11 protein-coding genes and 1 pseudogene are annotated in these 14918 nt (G+C 73.1%); 5 read left to right on the top strand and 7 right to left on the bottom strand.

Annotation, left to right across the window (positions count from 1 at the left end):
• Positions 1-43: 43 nt before the first annotated feature.
• The 7 genes from AN216_RS09840 to AN216_RS09810 form a co-directional block, all read right to left on the bottom strand.
• Positions 44-2305 (bottom strand): bifunctional serine/threonine-protein kinase/ABC transporter substrate-binding protein, encoded by a 2262-nt coding sequence (locus AN216_RS09840; protein ID WP_244502387.1) that lies wholly within the window; start codon positions 2303-2305, stop codon positions 44-46.
• Positions 2306-2308: 3 nt separating this feature from the next.
• Complete coding sequence (locus AN216_RS09835; RefSeq protein ID WP_070196249.1) at positions 2309-4480, bottom strand: bifunctional serine/threonine-protein kinase/ABC transporter substrate-binding protein; 2172 nt, start codon at positions 4478-4480, stop codon at positions 2309-2311.
• Positions 4477-5298 (bottom strand): hypothetical protein, encoded by an 822-nt coding sequence (locus AN216_RS09830; RefSeq protein ID WP_139140886.1) that lies wholly within the window; start codon positions 5296-5298, stop codon positions 4477-4479. The genes AN216_RS09835 and AN216_RS09830 overlap by 4 nt, the downstream gene beginning before the upstream one ends.
• Positions 5299-5517: 219 nt before the next feature.
• A complete protein-coding gene (locus tag AN216_RS09825; RefSeq protein WP_070196248.1) occupies positions 5518-5859 on the bottom strand; it encodes a DUF5713 family protein in 342 nt (113 codons plus the stop codon).
• 165 nt (positions 5860-6024) lie between these two features.
• Positions 6025-6849 carry a sugar phosphate isomerase/epimerase family protein gene (locus AN216_RS09820; protein ID WP_420855707.1) on the bottom strand — a complete coding sequence of 275 codons (825 nt, stop codon included), beginning with the start codon at positions 6847-6849 and terminating at the stop codon, positions 6025-6027.
• A 26-nt stretch (positions 6850-6875) separates the two neighbouring features.
• Positions 6876-8021 carry a dihydrodipicolinate synthase family protein gene (locus AN216_RS09815; protein WP_070196247.1) on the bottom strand — a complete coding sequence of 382 codons (1146 nt, stop codon included), beginning with the start codon at positions 8019-8021 and terminating at the stop codon, positions 6876-6878.
• Positions 8018-9169 (bottom strand): Gfo/Idh/MocA family protein, encoded by a 1152-nt coding sequence (locus AN216_RS09810; protein WP_070196246.1) that lies wholly within the window; start codon positions 9167-9169, stop codon positions 8018-8020. Before AN216_RS09810 ends, AN216_RS09815 begins: the two co-directional genes overlap by 4 nt.
• A gap of 362 nt (positions 9170-9531) precedes the next feature.
• Between AN216_RS09810 and AN216_RS09805 the strand changes: the two genes are divergently transcribed.
• The 5 genes and pseudogenes from AN216_RS09805 (at position 9532) to AN216_RS30645 (ending at position 14905) form a co-directional block, all read left to right on the top strand.
• The gene (locus tag AN216_RS09805) at positions 9532-10380 is read left to right on the top strand and encodes a (Fe-S)-binding protein (RefSeq protein ID WP_079166426.1); all 849 of its coding nucleotides are present in this window, start codon (positions 9532-9534) and stop codon (positions 10378-10380) included.
• A complete protein-coding gene (locus AN216_RS09800; protein WP_070196245.1) occupies positions 10377-11807 on the top strand; it encodes a lactate utilization protein B in 1431 nt (476 codons plus the stop codon). The genes AN216_RS09805 and AN216_RS09800 overlap by 4 nt, the downstream gene beginning before the upstream one ends.
• Positions 11807-12490 carry a LutC/YkgG family protein gene (locus AN216_RS09795; protein ID WP_070196244.1) on the top strand — a complete coding sequence of 228 codons (684 nt, stop codon included), beginning with the start codon at positions 11807-11809 and terminating at the stop codon, positions 12488-12490. The genes AN216_RS09800 and AN216_RS09795 overlap by 1 nt, the downstream gene beginning before the upstream one ends.
• Positions 12491-12669: 179 nt before the next feature.
• A pseudogene (locus tag AN216_RS31260) lies at positions 12670-13230 on the top strand (RNA polymerase sigma factor); the annotation flags it as partial.
• A 412-nt stretch (positions 13231-13642) separates the two neighbouring features.
• Positions 13643-14905, top strand: a complete 1263-nt coding sequence (locus AN216_RS30645) for an RICIN domain-containing protein (RefSeq protein ID WP_139140885.1) — start codon at positions 13643-13645, stop codon at positions 14903-14905.
• The last annotated feature ends 13 nt before the right edge of the window (positions 14906-14918 follow it).

Here is a 14918-nt window from a genome sequence, read left to right as displayed (position 1 = left end):
CCACCAGCGGGCCGGTCAGCGCGCGGGCGCGCACCGGCCCGCGTCAGACCGGCTCTGAGACGTCCCGGTAGTTCCCGAGGAAGACCGCCTCGCCGCCTTCCAGGTGATAGAGGAAGAGGCCCGCGGCGCGCTCGAAGTCCCCTGTGTCCGAGGCGAAATCGATCGGCTTGACGAGGCCGTCGTACCGCGAGCGGCGCAGCCGGGTCGTGGTGGAGCTGCGTTCCGGGCCGCTGTCGGAGGAACTCCGCAGTGTGGACGCGATGAACAGCAGGGCGTCGTAACTCTCCACCGCGAAGGGGGCGGTGGGGCCGGGTGCGGGAGCGTCGGGGAACCGTTCGGCGTACGCGGTGGCGAAGCGCCGGGAGGTGCGGAGCCGGGACGGGTCGGCGTAGGTGGTCACGCACAGCCAGCCCTCCGCCGCGTCGCCCGCCTCCTCGAGGAACGGCAGCGTCGGTGCGCCGTCGCTGTCGGCCGGCCGCGGGTACAGCACCGGTTCCGCTGCCATGCGGGTGCCGTCGAAACCGACCCGCCGCAGCGCCAGGGCGCATTGGGCGGCGCGGGAGGGCGAGGTGCCGGCGTAGACCACCGCCCGCGCCTCGGAGTCGCGCACCGCCCGCGCCGCGTTGTCCAACCCCGCCTTCGCGGTGGCGATCCGATGTACGTCGACCCGGCCTCCGGCGGGCGGCACCTGCTTGATCCGTTCGACCAGACCCCAGTCCTCGTCCCCGGTGGCGGCGCGGTCGTCGATGACCGCGGTGTGGGTCGTACGCAGGACGGTGCCGAGGTAGCGAAGGAAGCCGGAGACCGAGTCCGTCTCGTTCGCCCGGAGTTGAAAGAGCGCTTGACGTGCGGCGAGTGGAGCGAGCCGAGGGGGCGCCGAGACCGTCACCATGGGGAGCAGGGCCTGCTCGTACCGTTTCGCGAGGTCCGCGAACCCCGACTCTCCGGTGGGGCCGAGCACGGCGACGACCTCGCGGTTCGCCACGAACCGGTCCGCGACCCGGGCCGCTCGGTCGGCGTCACCCCGGTCGTCGAGTACGGTGAGCCGCAGGTCGAACGGGCGGTCCTCGGCGGCGTTGTGGTGTGCCACCGCCAGCCGCGCGCCCCGCTCCTGCGCCTGCCCCAACGACCGCAGCTCGCCCGACAGGTCGGCGTGCAGCCCGATGGTGTAGCGGGGGAGCGGCGTACGGTCGCCGTCGTCGGCCGCACCGGATTCAGCGAGGCGCAGGGCGACGAGTCCGCCCCCGGTCATCGATGTGCCGAGCGCGGCCCCGAGGCCGAGCCGGACCATCCGGCGACGGCTCGGCCTGCCCCGTGCCGTCGCGTCCGCCGTCGCGGCCACCTCCGTCGCCCGTTCCCCCGGCTCCGTCTCGGGAGCGGGCGGCTCCGGAACGGGCAGCGCGAGCACAGCCGAGGTCCGTTCGGCGATCAGCCCGGGCAGCGGCGTGGGCAGCCAGCCATGCTCCGGCTCCGGCGAGTGGCCGACCGCCAGCGCCTCGCGAATGGCGGCGGTGTCGGGCCGCTGTTCCGGGTCCTTGGCGAGGCATCCGCGCAGCAACGGAAGCAACGACGCGGGCGTGCCGGTGAGATCCGGTTCCTCGTGGACGGTGCGGAACAGCGACCCCGCCACGGCGCCCGCGTCGAACGGACGCCGTCCCGAGACGGCGTAGGCGAGGACACAGCCGAGGGAGAACACGTCGCTCGGGGGCCCGACGGTCGCGGACCGCGCCTGTGCCTGCTCCGGCGCCAGGAACCCCGGCGAACCGATGACGAGACCGCTGGCGGTGAGCGCGGTGAGGCCGTCGGCACGGGCGATGCCGAAGTCGATCAGCCGTGGCCCGTCGAGGGCGAGCAGGATGTTGCCGGGTTTCACGTCACGGTGGACGAGGCCCGCCGCGTGCACATCGGCGAGCGCCTCCGCGAGTCGCAGGCCCATGGCCCGCACGCTGTGTTCAGGCAGCGGGCCGTGGTCGTCGACGGCCGCCGCGAGGCTCGGCCCCGGTACGAACGGCGTGGCCAGCCACGGCACGGCGGCCTCCGGGTCGGCGTCGGTCACCGGCACGAGCCAACGGCTGGACAGCCGTGCGGCGGCCTCCGTCTCGCGCCGGAAGCGCACCCGGAAGGCGGGGTCGGTGGCGTGCTCCACGCGCACCAGCTTCACCGCGGACAGGCCACCGCCGGGCGAACGCGCCAGGTAGACCACGCCCATACCGCCCACGCCCAACCGACCGAGCAGCGTACGGCCGCCGATCTCGGCGGGGTCACCCGGACGCAGCGACCGAACCCCGGACAGCGGGTCGCTCACCGACTACTCCTCTCCCGGCCCCGGCACGGCGCCGAGGAACCGGAACTCGCCGTTCTCGACCCGGTGCAGATAGCACAGCTCCTCCTCGAACCGGCCGTCCTCCGGGTCGAACACGAACGACTTCGTGATCCCGCGGTACCGGCTGGCGCGCAGCGACTTCGCGAGATCGGCACGTTCCGGAGGACGGCCGTCCCGTGCACCGCTCACCAGTTCCTCGATGGCGAGGTTCGCCGCGTCGTACGCCTCCACCGCGTACCGGCCGGGCGGGGAACCGAAGCGCTCGCGGAAGGCGCGGGTGAACGACTCGGCCTTGGGCATCCGCTCCGGGTCGACGAAGGACGTGCCGATGAGCCAGCCCTCCGCCGCCGAACCGGCCCCGTCCAGGAACGCGGGCTCGGCCACCTCTTCCGTGGCGGCCCGTAGACCGTCGAACTCCGCGGCCGCGACGTCCCGCGCTACCCCCGCCGCTCCCTCGGCGGTACCCGCGTAGACGAACGCGTCGACCTTCGCACCGAGGATGTCTTTGACGTGCGGGCCGAGGTCGTCCAGGACGGCCGGTGCCACCCGTGGGTAGAACCGCTTGCGCGTCTTACGCATCCCGTCGACGACGCCCTGCGTGACCTGCCACGCGACCGGGTCCGCCGTACGGTCCTGGAGCACTCCGGGATAAGAGACGCCCTTGTGGTGGGTCAGGTGCATGGCGATCAGGAACCCGAGCGCGTACACCAACGGCCGACAGTGCAGCGGTGCCCGGTACTGGCGGCCGACGAGGCGGAAGGCGCCGGGCTTGACGAGGAGCATCGGCAACACCGCTTCTTCGTACGTGGCGACCGCGCCGTCGACCGCCTCGTCGGTGGTCGGCCCGATCACGGCGAGCACGCCGCCGTCCCGTACGAGGCTCCGCGCGGCGGCCTTCGCGCGCTGCTGGGTCCCTCGGTCGTCTGCCGTCCGCAACCGCAGCTCGAAGGGCTTGTCACCGCGCGCGTTGTGCTGCTCCACGGCGAGCCGCACGCCCCGCTCGTGCGCCTGCCCCACGTCCTTCCCGGAGCCGCTGAGGTCGGCGTGTACGCCGAGGGCCCAGCCGTCGTCGGTCGAGGGGGTACCGCCGTCGCGGCTCACCGCCCACACTGCCGCGCCGCCGCCAGCCGCCGCGAGTACGGTGCCGCTCGCGGCGAGCGCGAGCACCCGGCGTCGGCTGGTGCCGCCCGGCGGCGGGACCTGCGGGGCGCCCGGCTGGTCGACGACGGTGCCCTCGATGTCCGGCAAGGCCAGCATGCGGGCCGAGCGGTCGGCGATGTCCCGTACGACGTGTTCGGGCAGCCAGGCGCCACCCAAACCGGTGGCGCCCGCCAGCCGGGACTCGATCTCCGCCGCGGAGGGACGGGCCGCGGGGTCCTTGGCCAGGCACTCCCGCAGCAGCGCGGGCAACTGGTCGGTCGTGGCGTCCCCGTGTCCGTCCGTGCCGACGCCCGTCAGATCCGGCTCGTCGTGCACGGTCCGGTAGAGCATGGCCTCCGCGGTGCCCTCGCCGAACGGAGGTCGTCCGGTCGCCGCGTACGCCAGCAGACAGCCGAGGGAGAACACGTCACTCGGCGGGCCGAGCCTCTCGAGGCGGGGGTCGGCCTGTTCCGGGGAGAGGAAGCCGGGGGTGCCGGCGACCAGGCCCGAGGCGGTGAGGGCGGTGCTGCCCTCGGCACGGGCGATGCCGAAGTCGATGAGTCGTGGACCGTCGACCGCCAGGATCACGTTGGCGGGCTTGACGTCGCGATGCACGATCCCGGCCGCGTGCACCGCGCGCAGGGCCCCGGCGAGCATCCGGCCGAGGGCGCCCACGCTGGAAGTCGGCAGCGGCCCCGAGCGGCGGATCGCCTCACCCAGCGACGGCCCCGGCACGAACGTCGTCGCGAGCCACGGCGTGGGAGCGTCCGGTTCCGCGCCGGTCACCGCCACCGCCCAGGGGCTGACGACCCGTCGGGCGGCCTCCACCTCGCGCCGGAAACGGGCCCGGAAATCTGGCTCGTCGGCGAGTTCGGGCAGCACCACCTTGACGGCGGCCAGCGCGCCGGTGCCGGACCGCCCGAGATAGACCACACCCATCCCGCCCGCACCGAGCCGGGCCAGCACACGGTGGCCGCCGATCGTCGCCGGATCGCCGGCGCGCAGTGGTTCGCTCACTTCCGCACCCCCATGTGCAACGAGACCTTGGCCGCCATGATCCCGAGGGCTTTCGAGCCGGTCGCCAGGACCTCCGACTTCTCGTAGCCGTTGGCGCCCTCCACCGCGACAGCGAGGGTGACGGTGCCCGTACGCGCCACGTCCCAGACGTACGGGTGTGGGCTGCCGGGCAGATCGCTGTGCAACTCGCCGCTCTCCTGCAGATAGTCGGTGTCACCGCTCGGGTCCGGGGAGAGGTCTCCGCCGGAACGCAGCCCGGTGATCCGCTCGGTGCCGTTCAGCTGCTGGTCGGGGCAGCGCAGCGGCTCCTCCAGGGTGCGTGCCATCTCCCGGCGGGCACTTTCCTGGGTGCGGTGCACGGTGACCACGGCGCTGACCCGCAGCGGTCCGGCGTCACCCTTCGCGGGCAGTTCGCTCCGCCGGACGATGCTGGCGAACTCGGAGTCGGGCAGCTCCTGTTGCTCCCACACGCAGTCGTCGTTCAGTTCGGGGGTCCGCCCGGGGCCGCTCTCGTAGTTGTCGCTCTTCACGTAGCCCGCACCCCAGTCCTCCGGTTTCGCGGCCACCGCGCGGGCGATCCGTACCGCCTGTGCCACGTTCTTCGGTTGCCGGCTCGGGTCGTGTACGAACTTCAGGAAGGCGTTGTCGGGTTGGGCGGGAGAGGCGCCTTCGGACTGCTCCGGACTCGGGGACGCCCCCGGGGCGTCGTCGGAGTCGTCCTCCCCGCCCCAGCAACCGGTCACGAGCAGGGTGAGGGCGAGAGCTCCGCCGCACAGCCGTACCCCCGTCCGTGTCCGTGTGCGTCTTCGCAAAGCCATGCTTCCCCCGAGCGACGTGTCCAGGATCGCGGATGTCGTCCTAGGCGTTCATCCTGCCGGCTGGCGGACGTCGCTGATGAACCGACCGGGAGCTGTGACAAAACCGATGCCCGGTGACAGCGGGCGCGTTACGCGGGCAGTCGCGCCATGGCTCGGCACCGGCCGCGCGACGCGGGGGCTGCCGCGGCGGACATGCTGGCGTAGCTCGTGCGCCGACGTTCACCAGTCCCGGGTGGCGATCAACTGTTCCGGGTCCGCCTCCGGGAACCCGTAGGCCGACGCGAGGAAACAGAAGTCCTCGCCGATCTCCTCCCGCGCGACCGTCTCGATCTCGCTTCCAGCCGCTGCGAACTCCGCCTCCAGGAGGTTGAACTCCTCCGTCGCGGCCTGGGTCAACCCGTAGAGAGCCGCCAGAGCCGACGGTTGCTCGGCCTCGATCCGCTCGCACAACCGCAGCAGGATCGCCCTGCCCTTGTCGACGACCTGATCGGGATAGCTCGCGTCCGCGTACAGCTGCCGCAGAAACTCATGACGCGCGATCTGTTGGTTCGTGATCGGCATGGTGCCCCGCTCTGGTAGGAGAACTGACATCCCGATCCTGCACGACGTCACTGACAACGCCGTGGGTCCCTCCTCACCGATCAGAGGTCCCGAGCACCGCGCCGGGACCCGAGCCGGTGCCGTCCGTGTGGCGCCCGCACCGGTCGGACCAGCCACGAGTCCTCGTCAGCACACGAACCGGTGGAAGCGGTCCAGGAGTTCCGCCAGCACCTCGGCACCGGGCCGCGCCCACAGCTCCTCGTTGAAGATCTCCACCTCGATCGCCCCGTCGAAGCCCGCCGACTCGACCATCGAACGGAACGCCCGGAAGTCCACGCAGCCGTCCCCCAACTGCCCGCGCCCCAACAGCACCCCCGCCGGCAATGGCGTGACCCAGTCCGCCAGTTGGAAGGAGTGGACGCGCCCGCCCGCACCGGCCCGGGCGATCTGCTCCGGCACCCGGTCGTCCCACCAGAGGTGGTACGTGTCCACCACCACCCCCACCCGGTCGGCCGGGAACCGCTCGGCGAGGTCGAGCGCCTGGGCCAGCGTGGAGACGACGCAGCGGTCCGCGGCGAACATCGGATGCAGCGGCTCGATCGCCAAGCGCACGCCCCGCTCGGCCGCGTACGGGCACAGCTCGCCGACCGCCTCCGCGACCCGCTCCCGCGCGCCCGCCAGATCCCGGCTGCCGGCCGGCAACCCGCCGGAGACCAGCACCAGGGTGTCCGTGCCCAGGGTGGCCGCCTCGTCGAGTGCCGCCCGGTTGTCGTCCAACGCCCGCCGCCGCGCGGCCGGTTCGGCGTCGGTGAGGAAGCCGCCCCGGCAAAGGCTCGTCACGCCCAGTCCGGCGTCACCCATCAGCCGGGCGGTGCGCGCCAGCCCGTACTCCCGCACCGGTTCCCGCCACAGGCCGACCTGGCGTACGCCCGCCGCCTCGCAGCCGATGGCCAGCTCGGGCAGCGACCACTGCTTGATGGTCTCCTGGTTCACGCTCAGCCGGGACAGTATCGCGGGCGGCGGCGCGGGCCGCGCGCTCACTGCGGCACCCCGTGTACGACGAGCAGCGCCCGCATGCGTGCCTCGGCCAGCTCCGGGTCCGGGAACAGGCCGAGACCGTCGGCCAGTTGGTACGTCCGCGCCAACTGCGGCAGTGAACGCGCCGACTGCTGGCCGCCCAGCATCGTGAAGTGCTCCTGATGACCGGACAACCAGGCGAGGAGTACCACCCCGGTCTTGTAGCGGCGGGTGGGCGCGCGGAACAGCTCCCGGGCGAGCGGCACCGTCGGGCCGAGCAGCTCCCGGAAGCCCTCGGCATCGCCCGTGTCCAGCGACCGTACGGCGTGTGCGGCCAGCGGGCCCAACGGGTCGAACACGCCCAGCAGCGCGTCACTGAAGCCCTGTTCGTCGCCGGCGATCAGCTCCGGATAGTGGAAGTCGTCCCCGGTGTAGCAGCGCACGCCCTTCGGGAGCCTGCGCCGCACCTCGACCTCCCGCTCCGCGTCCAGCAGCGAGATCTTCACCCCGTCGACCTTGTCCGGGTGCTCCGCGATCACCTCCAGGAAGGTCTCGGTGGCGACGTCCAGGTCCGCGCTGCCCCAGTAGCCCTCCAGCGCGGGATCGAACATCGGCCCGAGCCAGTGCAGGATCACCGGCTCGGACGCCTGGGCCAGCACCCGTCCGTACGTCGCCAGGTAGTCCTCGGCGCCGCGCGCCGCCCCGACCAGCGCCCGGGAGGCCATCAGGACGGCCCGCGCGCCGCTGCCCTCGACATGCGTGAGCTGTTCCTCGTAGGCGTCCCGTACGGCGGGCAGGCTGGCGGGAGCGGTGAGTTGGTCGGTGCCGGCCCCACAGGCGATACGGCCGCCGACCGCCTTCGCCTCGGCGGCGGAGCGGGTGATGAGTTCCGCCGCGGCCGGCCAGTCCAGCCCCATGCCGCGCTGGGCGGTGTCCATGGCCTCGGCCACGGCCAGACCGTGCGACCAGAGGTGGCGGCGGAAGGCGAGGGTGGCGTCCCAGTCCACTGCCGGGGGCGCGTCTTGGCTGCCGTGGGTGTCGTACGGGTCGGCGACGACATGCGCGGCGGCGAAGACCGTACGGGACTCGGGCGGCTGGCCCCCGGACGGCAGTGCCAGCGGTTCGCGGCGGGGTGCGTACGTGCCCTGTGGCAGCCGGAGGGTCACGGCGCCAGCTCCGGCACCTCGATCCGCCGGCCCTCGGCGGCGGCACGCAGGGCCAGTTCGGCCAGCTGCACGCCACGCGCGCCGGCCGTCAGGTCCCAGCGGTACGGCTCGTCCAGGGCGACATGACGCAGGAACAGCTCCCACTGGGTCTTGAAGCCGTTGTCGAACTCCTGGTTGTCCGGCACCTCCTGCCACTGGTCGCGGTACGACGCGGAGCTGGGCTGATCCGGGTCCCACACCGGCCGGGGCGTCACCGCACGCGGCTGCACCCGGCAGCTGTGCAGCCCGGCGACGGCCGAGCCGTGGGTGCCGTCCACCTGGAACTCCACCAGGTCGTCCCGGTGCACGCGCACCGCCCAGGAGGAGTTGATCTGCGCCACGGCGCCGCCTGCCAGCTCGAAGATGCCGTAGGCCGCGTCGTCCGCCGTCGCCGCGTACGGCTGGCCGTTCTCGTCCCAGCGTTTCCGCACGTGCGTGGCCCGGTGCGCCTGCACGCTCGTCACCCGGCCGAACAGCTCGTGCAGGACGTACTCCCAGTGCGGGAACATGTCGACGGTGATCCCGCCGCCGTCCTCCGCCCGGTAGTTCCAGGACGGGCGCTGCGCCGGCTGCCGGTCGCCCTCGAACACCCAGTAGCCGAACTCGCCCCGTACGGACAGGACATCGCCGAAGAAGCCGTCCTCCACCAGCCGGCGGAGCTTGCGCAGACCGGGCAGGAAGAGCTTGTCCTGGACGGTGCCGTGCTTGACACCGGCCTCCCGGGCCAGTCGGGCCAACTCGAGTGCGCCGGCCAGGTCGGTGGCGGCGGGCTTCTCGACGTAGACGTGCTTGCCGGCGGCGATCGCCTTCTTGACGGCCTCCGGACGCGCGGAGGTGACCTGGGCGTCGAAGTACACGTCGACGCTGTCATCGGACAGCACGGCGTCCAGGTCCGTCGACCAGCCGTCCAGTCCGTGCCGCCGGGCCAACTCCTCGACGGCCGGCGCCCGGCGGCCCACCAGCACCGGCTCGGGCCACAGCACCGTGCCGCCGCCGAGGTCCAGCCCGCCCTGTTCACGGATCGCCAGCAGGGAGCGCACCAGGTGCTGGCGGTAGCCCATGCGACCGGTGACGCCGTTCATGGCGATGCGCACTGTCTTGCGTGTCACGTCGCTGTTCCCCTCGTAGAAAGCGCTTTCTGGGACGCTAACCCCCGGCCGTACGACCAGCAAGGGGACGCGGGTGGCAGGTTCGCGGCAGTGTACGTCCGGAGTGCGCCGGTTGGAGCGGAAACGGGGCATCACCCGGTCCGGCGGGCGGCATGCCTCGGCCACTCGGCCCGGTCCGGGACGTACGCACGGGGCACCGCGCGGACCGGTGCGTCCCGGAAAGGACGTCGCCGCCTGGCTGCGGGGACAATCAGGCGGGAACCACCCGCCTGGAGCCCGCCGAGGCCTTCCGGCCGTACGCGACCCCTGGACGCCCACCCCCCGATCGGGCGCGTGGCCCGCGCACCGAGTAAGGAGCCGCCTTGCGCATCGCCCTTTTCGTGACCTGCGTCAACGACGCGGCGTTCCCCTCCGCGGGCATCGCCACGGTACGCCTGCTGGAACGTCTCGGGTGTCAGGTGGACTTCCCACCGGCCCAGACCTGCTGTGGCCAGCCTCAGTACAACACCGGCTACCGCAAGGCCACCGAACCCCTCGTGCACCGCATGGCGGAGGCGTTCGACGGCTACGACCACATCGTCGCGCCCTCCGGCTCCTGCGCGGCGATGGTGCGCGACAACTACCCGCGGATGGGGAGGCGCGCGGCCGCCGAGGGCCGCGGCGAGGCCCTGAACCGGGCGGCCGAGGCGCTCGTCCCCCGGATGTACGAACTGACGGAGTTCCTGGTCGACGTCCTCGGCCGCACCGAGGTCGGGGCGTACTTCCCACACTCGGTCACCTACCACCCCTCCTGCCACGGGCTGCGGCTGTTGCGCCTCGGCGACCGGCCCCACCGACTGTTGGAGGCGGTCGAGGGACTGGAGCTGCGGGAGCTGCCGAACGCCGAGGAGTGCTGCGGCTTCGGTGGCACGTTCGCGGTCAAGAACGCCGACGTGTCCACGGCGATGGGCATCGACAAGGTCAAGAGCGCCGTCGGTACCGGAGCCGAGGTGCTGTGTGGCGCCGACAACTCCTGTCTGATGCACCTCGGTGGCATCCTGCGTCGGCACGACCAGCCGCAACGCCCGCTGCACCTGGCGGAGATCCTGGCCGCCACCAGGGAGGAACCCCTCGACCCGTACGTGCCCGACCCGTACGTCCCCGCCGAGCCGACCCGTACGCCCCGCGCCGACACCCGCCCGGACCAGCCCCCGAGGAGCAGCACCGCATGAGTGCCCCCAGCGAGACCTTCCTGGGCTTCCCCGCCTTCCCCGAGGCCGCCCACGACGCCGTACGCGACCGGGAACTCCGCCGCACCATGCGGCACGCGACCCACACCATCCGGGACAAGCGCGCCCGCGCGGTCGCCGAACTCGCCGACTGGGACGAGCTGCGCACGGCCGGCGCCCAGCTCAAGGAGCGTACGCTCCGTCATTTGCCGCACTACCTGGAGCAGTTGGAGGAAGCCGTCACCCGCGCCGGGGGCACCGTGCACTGGGCGGCCGACGCGGCCGAGGCGAACCGGATCGTCGCCGAACTCGTACGGGAGACCGGGGAGCAGGAGGTCGTCAAGGTCAAGTCGATGGCGACCCAGGAGATCGGGCTCAACGAGGCGCTGGCGGCCGAGGACATCACCGCGTACGAGACCGACCTGGCGGAGCTGATCGTGCAGCTCGGCCGGGACCGCCCCTCGCACATCCTGGTGCCGGCCATCCACCGCGACCGCCGGCAGATCCAGGAGATCTTCCGGGAGCGGATGGCCGACTGGGGCCGGACCGCGCCGGAGAACCTGACCGACGACCCCGTCCAACTCGCCGAGGCCGCCCGGCTGCACCTGCGCGAGAAGTTCCTGAACGCCAGGGTCGCGGTCTCCGGCGCCAACTTCATGATCGCCGAGACCGGCACCATGGTGGTCGTCGAGTCCGAGGGCAACGGCCGCATGTGCCTGACCCTCCCGGACACCCTGATCACCGTGGCCGGCATCGAGAAGGTCGTGCCGACCTGGCGTGACCTGGAGGTCTTCCTGCAGACGCTGCCCCGCTCCTCGACCGCCGAGCGGATGAACCCGTACACCTCCACCTGGACCGGCACCACCGACGGCGACGGCCCGCGCGCCTTCCACCTGGTGCTGCTCGACAACGGCCGCACCGACACCCTCGCCGACCAGGTCGGTCGCCAGGCCCTGCGCTGCATCCGGTGCTCCGCCTGCCTGAACGTCTGCCCGGTCTACGAGCGCACCGGCGGGCACGCGTACGGTTCCGTCTACCCGGGCCCGATCGGTGCCGTGCTCACCCCCCAACTGCACGGTATCCAGAGCGAGGTGGGCGCCTCGCTGCCGTACGCCTCCTCGCTGTGCGGCGCCTGCTACGACGTCTGCCCGGTCGCCATCGACATCCCGGAGGTCCTGGTGCACCTGAGGGAGCGGATCGCCGAACAGGGCGGCAAGGGGCATCGCCTGGAGAAGGCGGCGGTGAACGCGGCCGGCTGGGTGCTGAACCATCCCCGAGCCCTGGAGGTGGGGGAACGGCTGGCGTCCCTGACCAGGAGACTCCAGCCGAAACGGCTCCCTGGGCCCGGCGCCGCGCAGTGGACCCGCAGCCGTGACCTGCCCGAGCTGCCGGCGCGGTCGTTCCGCGCCTGGTGGAAGGAGAACCGTTGATGACCACCCCGCACCGGCCGACCGCCACCGGTTCCCGCGCGCGTGTCCTCGGCCGGGTCCGCGCGGCCCTCGCGGACGTGCCGCCCGCCGAGCGCCCCGACGAGGTCCTGGTCGCCCGCGACTACCTGGACGTGCACGACACCGGCGGCCCGGGGGAGTTGACCGACCTGCTGCACGAGAACCTGACGGAGTACCGCGCCCACGTGCACCGTACGACCCGGGCCCGGCTGCCGGAGACCATCGCCGAACTGCTGGCCGTACGAGGCTCCGGCAGCGTGGTCACGCCTCCCGGGCTGCCCCCGGAGTGGCTGTCCGGCACCGGGATCGTCCGCGTCCCCGACGACCCCACCGGCACACCGCTTACCGCCGCCCGGCTGGACGCGGCGGACAGTACGCTCACCGGCTGCGCGGTGGCGATCGCCGAGACCGGCACCCTGGTGCTGGACGCCGGGACGGGTCAGGGGAGGCGCGCGCTCACCCTGGTGCCGGACCACCACGTCTGCGTGGTGCGGGCCCCCGAGCAGGTGGTGGCTTCGCTGCCGCTGGCGTTGCCCCGGCTGGACCCGAGCCGGCCCCTGACGTGGATCTCCGGCCCCTCGGCCACCAGCGACATCGAACTGGAACGGGTGGAGGGCGTGCACGGGCCTCGTACGCTGGAGGTGGTCCTGGTCACTGGTAGCTGACCAGCTACGCCTGACCAGCGGCCTTCCTGGACCGCGCCGGTGCCGGAGGCAGCCAGTCGGCCGGCCCCTGCCATAGTGGCGGGCCGCGGGTTGATGTCTGACGTCCGACCAGCCAGTGTGGCGCCTTGTCAGCCAAGCCCGTCAACCCGCCCGCAGCCGAGCCAGGAGGACCTCCCCGCATGTCCCACGACGAGCAGCCACCCGCCGGGGACGTGCCACCGGACGCGGAGCTGACCGCCGCGATCCGCAGGGGAGACGACGGGTTCGGGCTGGCGCGGTTGTACGAGCGGCACCGCCCCGCCGTGCTGAGTTACGCCCGGACGTGTTGCCGGGACGCGCACACCGCCGAGGACCTGACCTCCGAGGCGTTCGCCCGCACCCTGCACGCCGTACGGTCCGGACGCGGGCCGGTGGACGCGTGGCGCCCCTACCTGCTGTCTGTTGTCCGGAACACGGCCGCGGACTGGAGCCGTACGGCCCGACACACCGAACTCGCGCCCGACTTCGAACGCTGGTGTCAGGAGACACCGGACGCCCCCACCGAGGAGGGCGGCAGGGCGCGGATGCTCCGGCTGGAGGACGGCAGCATGCTGCTGCACGGTTTCCGTTCGCTGCCCGAGCGTTGGCAGGCCGTGCTGTGGCACACGGTGGTGGAGGCGGAGTCGACCGAGACGGTGGGCCGGATGCTGGGCATGAGCCCCAGCGGGGTGACCTCGCTCGCCGCGCGTGCCCGCGAGGGACTGCGGGAGGCGTACCTCACGGCGCACGCCGAGTCCGCCGGTCGGGGTGAGGCATGCCGCTACAGCGGCCAGTTGGGCGCGTACGTCCGCCGAGGCGGGCGGGTGAACAAGCCGCTGCGCCGGCACCTGACGCGGTGCGCCCGCTGCCGTACGGCCGTGCTCGAGCTGACCGACCTGAACCAGCGGCTGCGTGGGGTGCTGCCCGCCGGGGTGNGCGTTCGCCCGCACCCTGCACGCCGTACGGTCCGGACGCGGGCCGGTGGACGCGTGGCGCCCCTACCTGCTGTCTGTTGTCCGGAACACGGCCGCGGACTGGAGCCGTACGGCCCGACACACCGAACTCGCGCCCGACTTCGAACGCTGGTGTCAGGAGACACCGGACGCCCCCACCGAGGAGGGCGGCAGGGCGCGGATGCTCCGGCTGGAGGACGGCAGCATGCTGCTGCACGGTTTCCGTTCGCTGCCCGAGCGTTGGCAGGCCGTGCTGTGGCACACGGTGGTGGAGGCGGAGTCGACCGAGACGGTGGGCCGGATGCTGGGCATGAGCCCCAGCGGGGTGACCTCGCTCGCCGCGCGTGCCCGCGAGGGACTGCGGGAGGCGTACCTCACGGCGCACGCCGAGTCCGCCGGTCGGGGTGAGGCATGCCGCTACAGCGGCCAGTTGGGCGCGTACGTCCGCCGAGGCGGGCGGGTGAACAAGCCGCTGCGCCGGCACCTGACGCGGTGCGCCCGCTGCCGTACGGCCGTGCTCGAGCTGACCGACCTGAACCAGCGGCTGCGTGGGGTGCTGCCCGCCGGGGTGCTGCTCTGGGGAGCCTCGGCCTATCTCACCGCGCGGGGCGCGGAAGCCGCCGTCGTCGCGGCGAAGGCGGGCGCGGAGAGCGGCGCGTACACGGCGGCCGCTGGTACGGGAGGCGCGGGCGGGCCGGCTACACCGGGACCGCTGGCCAGCGTGAAGACACCACTGGTCGGCGGCGCGGCGGTGACCGTCGTGGCCGGCGGCCTGTTGCTGGGCGGCCTGCTGCTGCCCGGGGACGACGGGGACCCGGCCCCCGACCCCCGGCCGGGCGTGCGCGCCCAGGGGGCGCAACCGGAGGACACGCCCCGCTCGCCCTCCGAGGAGCGGACGTCGTCCACCCGCAGGCCCTCTCCCAGCACCTCATCCTCGCGGGCGGAGCCGGAGACCGGGGGCTCGACCTCGCTGCCGCCGGCCGACGCCCGTACCACGCTGCGGGTCGCCTCCACCGAGCGCTGTATGCGGATCGCGCGGGGGCCCGGCGCCGAGGGCGCGCAGCCGCGGGAGGCCGCGTGCGACGGCGGCCGCGCGCAGGTGTGGGGCCTGCTGTTGCCGTACGGCGACGACCGCAGCCGGATCCAGCTGCGGAACGAGGCCACGGGCCTCTGCCTGACCAACTCCGGGACACGCACGGACGGCGCCCCGGTGCGGCAGCGGACCTGCGAGCGTACGGAGCCGCGACAGTTGTGGCAGATGTACGGCGGCGACGGGGCCGAGGTCCGGTTCGCCGACCGGAGCGGGCAGATGTACCTCGGCCTGCGGGACTGGTCGGCCGGCGAGAAGGGCACGGAACACAGCCCCGTGATCGCCACCAGCCACCACTACTACGCCTCGCCCTCCTTCGGCTTCGAGATCCCCGCTCCGCTGTTCGCGGGCTGACGACGGCCCGGCG

The sequence above is a fragment of the Streptomyces oceani genome, from assembly GCF_001751245.1.
GTDB lineage: Bacteria > Actinomycetota > Actinomycetes > Streptomycetales > Streptomycetaceae > Streptomyces > Streptomyces oceani.
Note: the sequence above shows the minus strand (reverse complement) of the source record. Positions and strands in the feature narration are given on the sequence as shown.

What these genes read in the sequence shown, in the direction of transcription:
- AN216_RS09825 (WP_070196248.1), bottom strand. Translation starts at nt 5,859, where the DNA reads ATGCCGATCACGAACCAACAGATCGCGCGTCATGAGTTTCTGCGGCAG.
- AN216_RS09795 (WP_070196244.1), top strand. Translation starts at nt 11,807, where the DNA reads ATGACCACCCCGCACCGGCCGACCGCCACCGGTTCCCGCGCGCGTGTC.
- AN216_RS09800 (WP_070196245.1), top strand. Translation starts at nt 10,377, where the DNA reads ATGAGTGCCCCCAGCGAGACCTTCCTGGGCTTCCCCGCCTTCCCCGAG.
- AN216_RS09830 (WP_139140886.1), bottom strand. Translation starts at nt 5,298, where the DNA reads ATGGCTTTGCGAAGACGCACACGGACACGGACGGGGGTACGGCTGTGC.
- AN216_RS30645 (WP_139140885.1), top strand. Translation starts at nt 13,643, where the DNA reads ATGCTCCGGCTGGAGGACGGCAGCATGCTGCTGCACGGTTTCCGTTCG.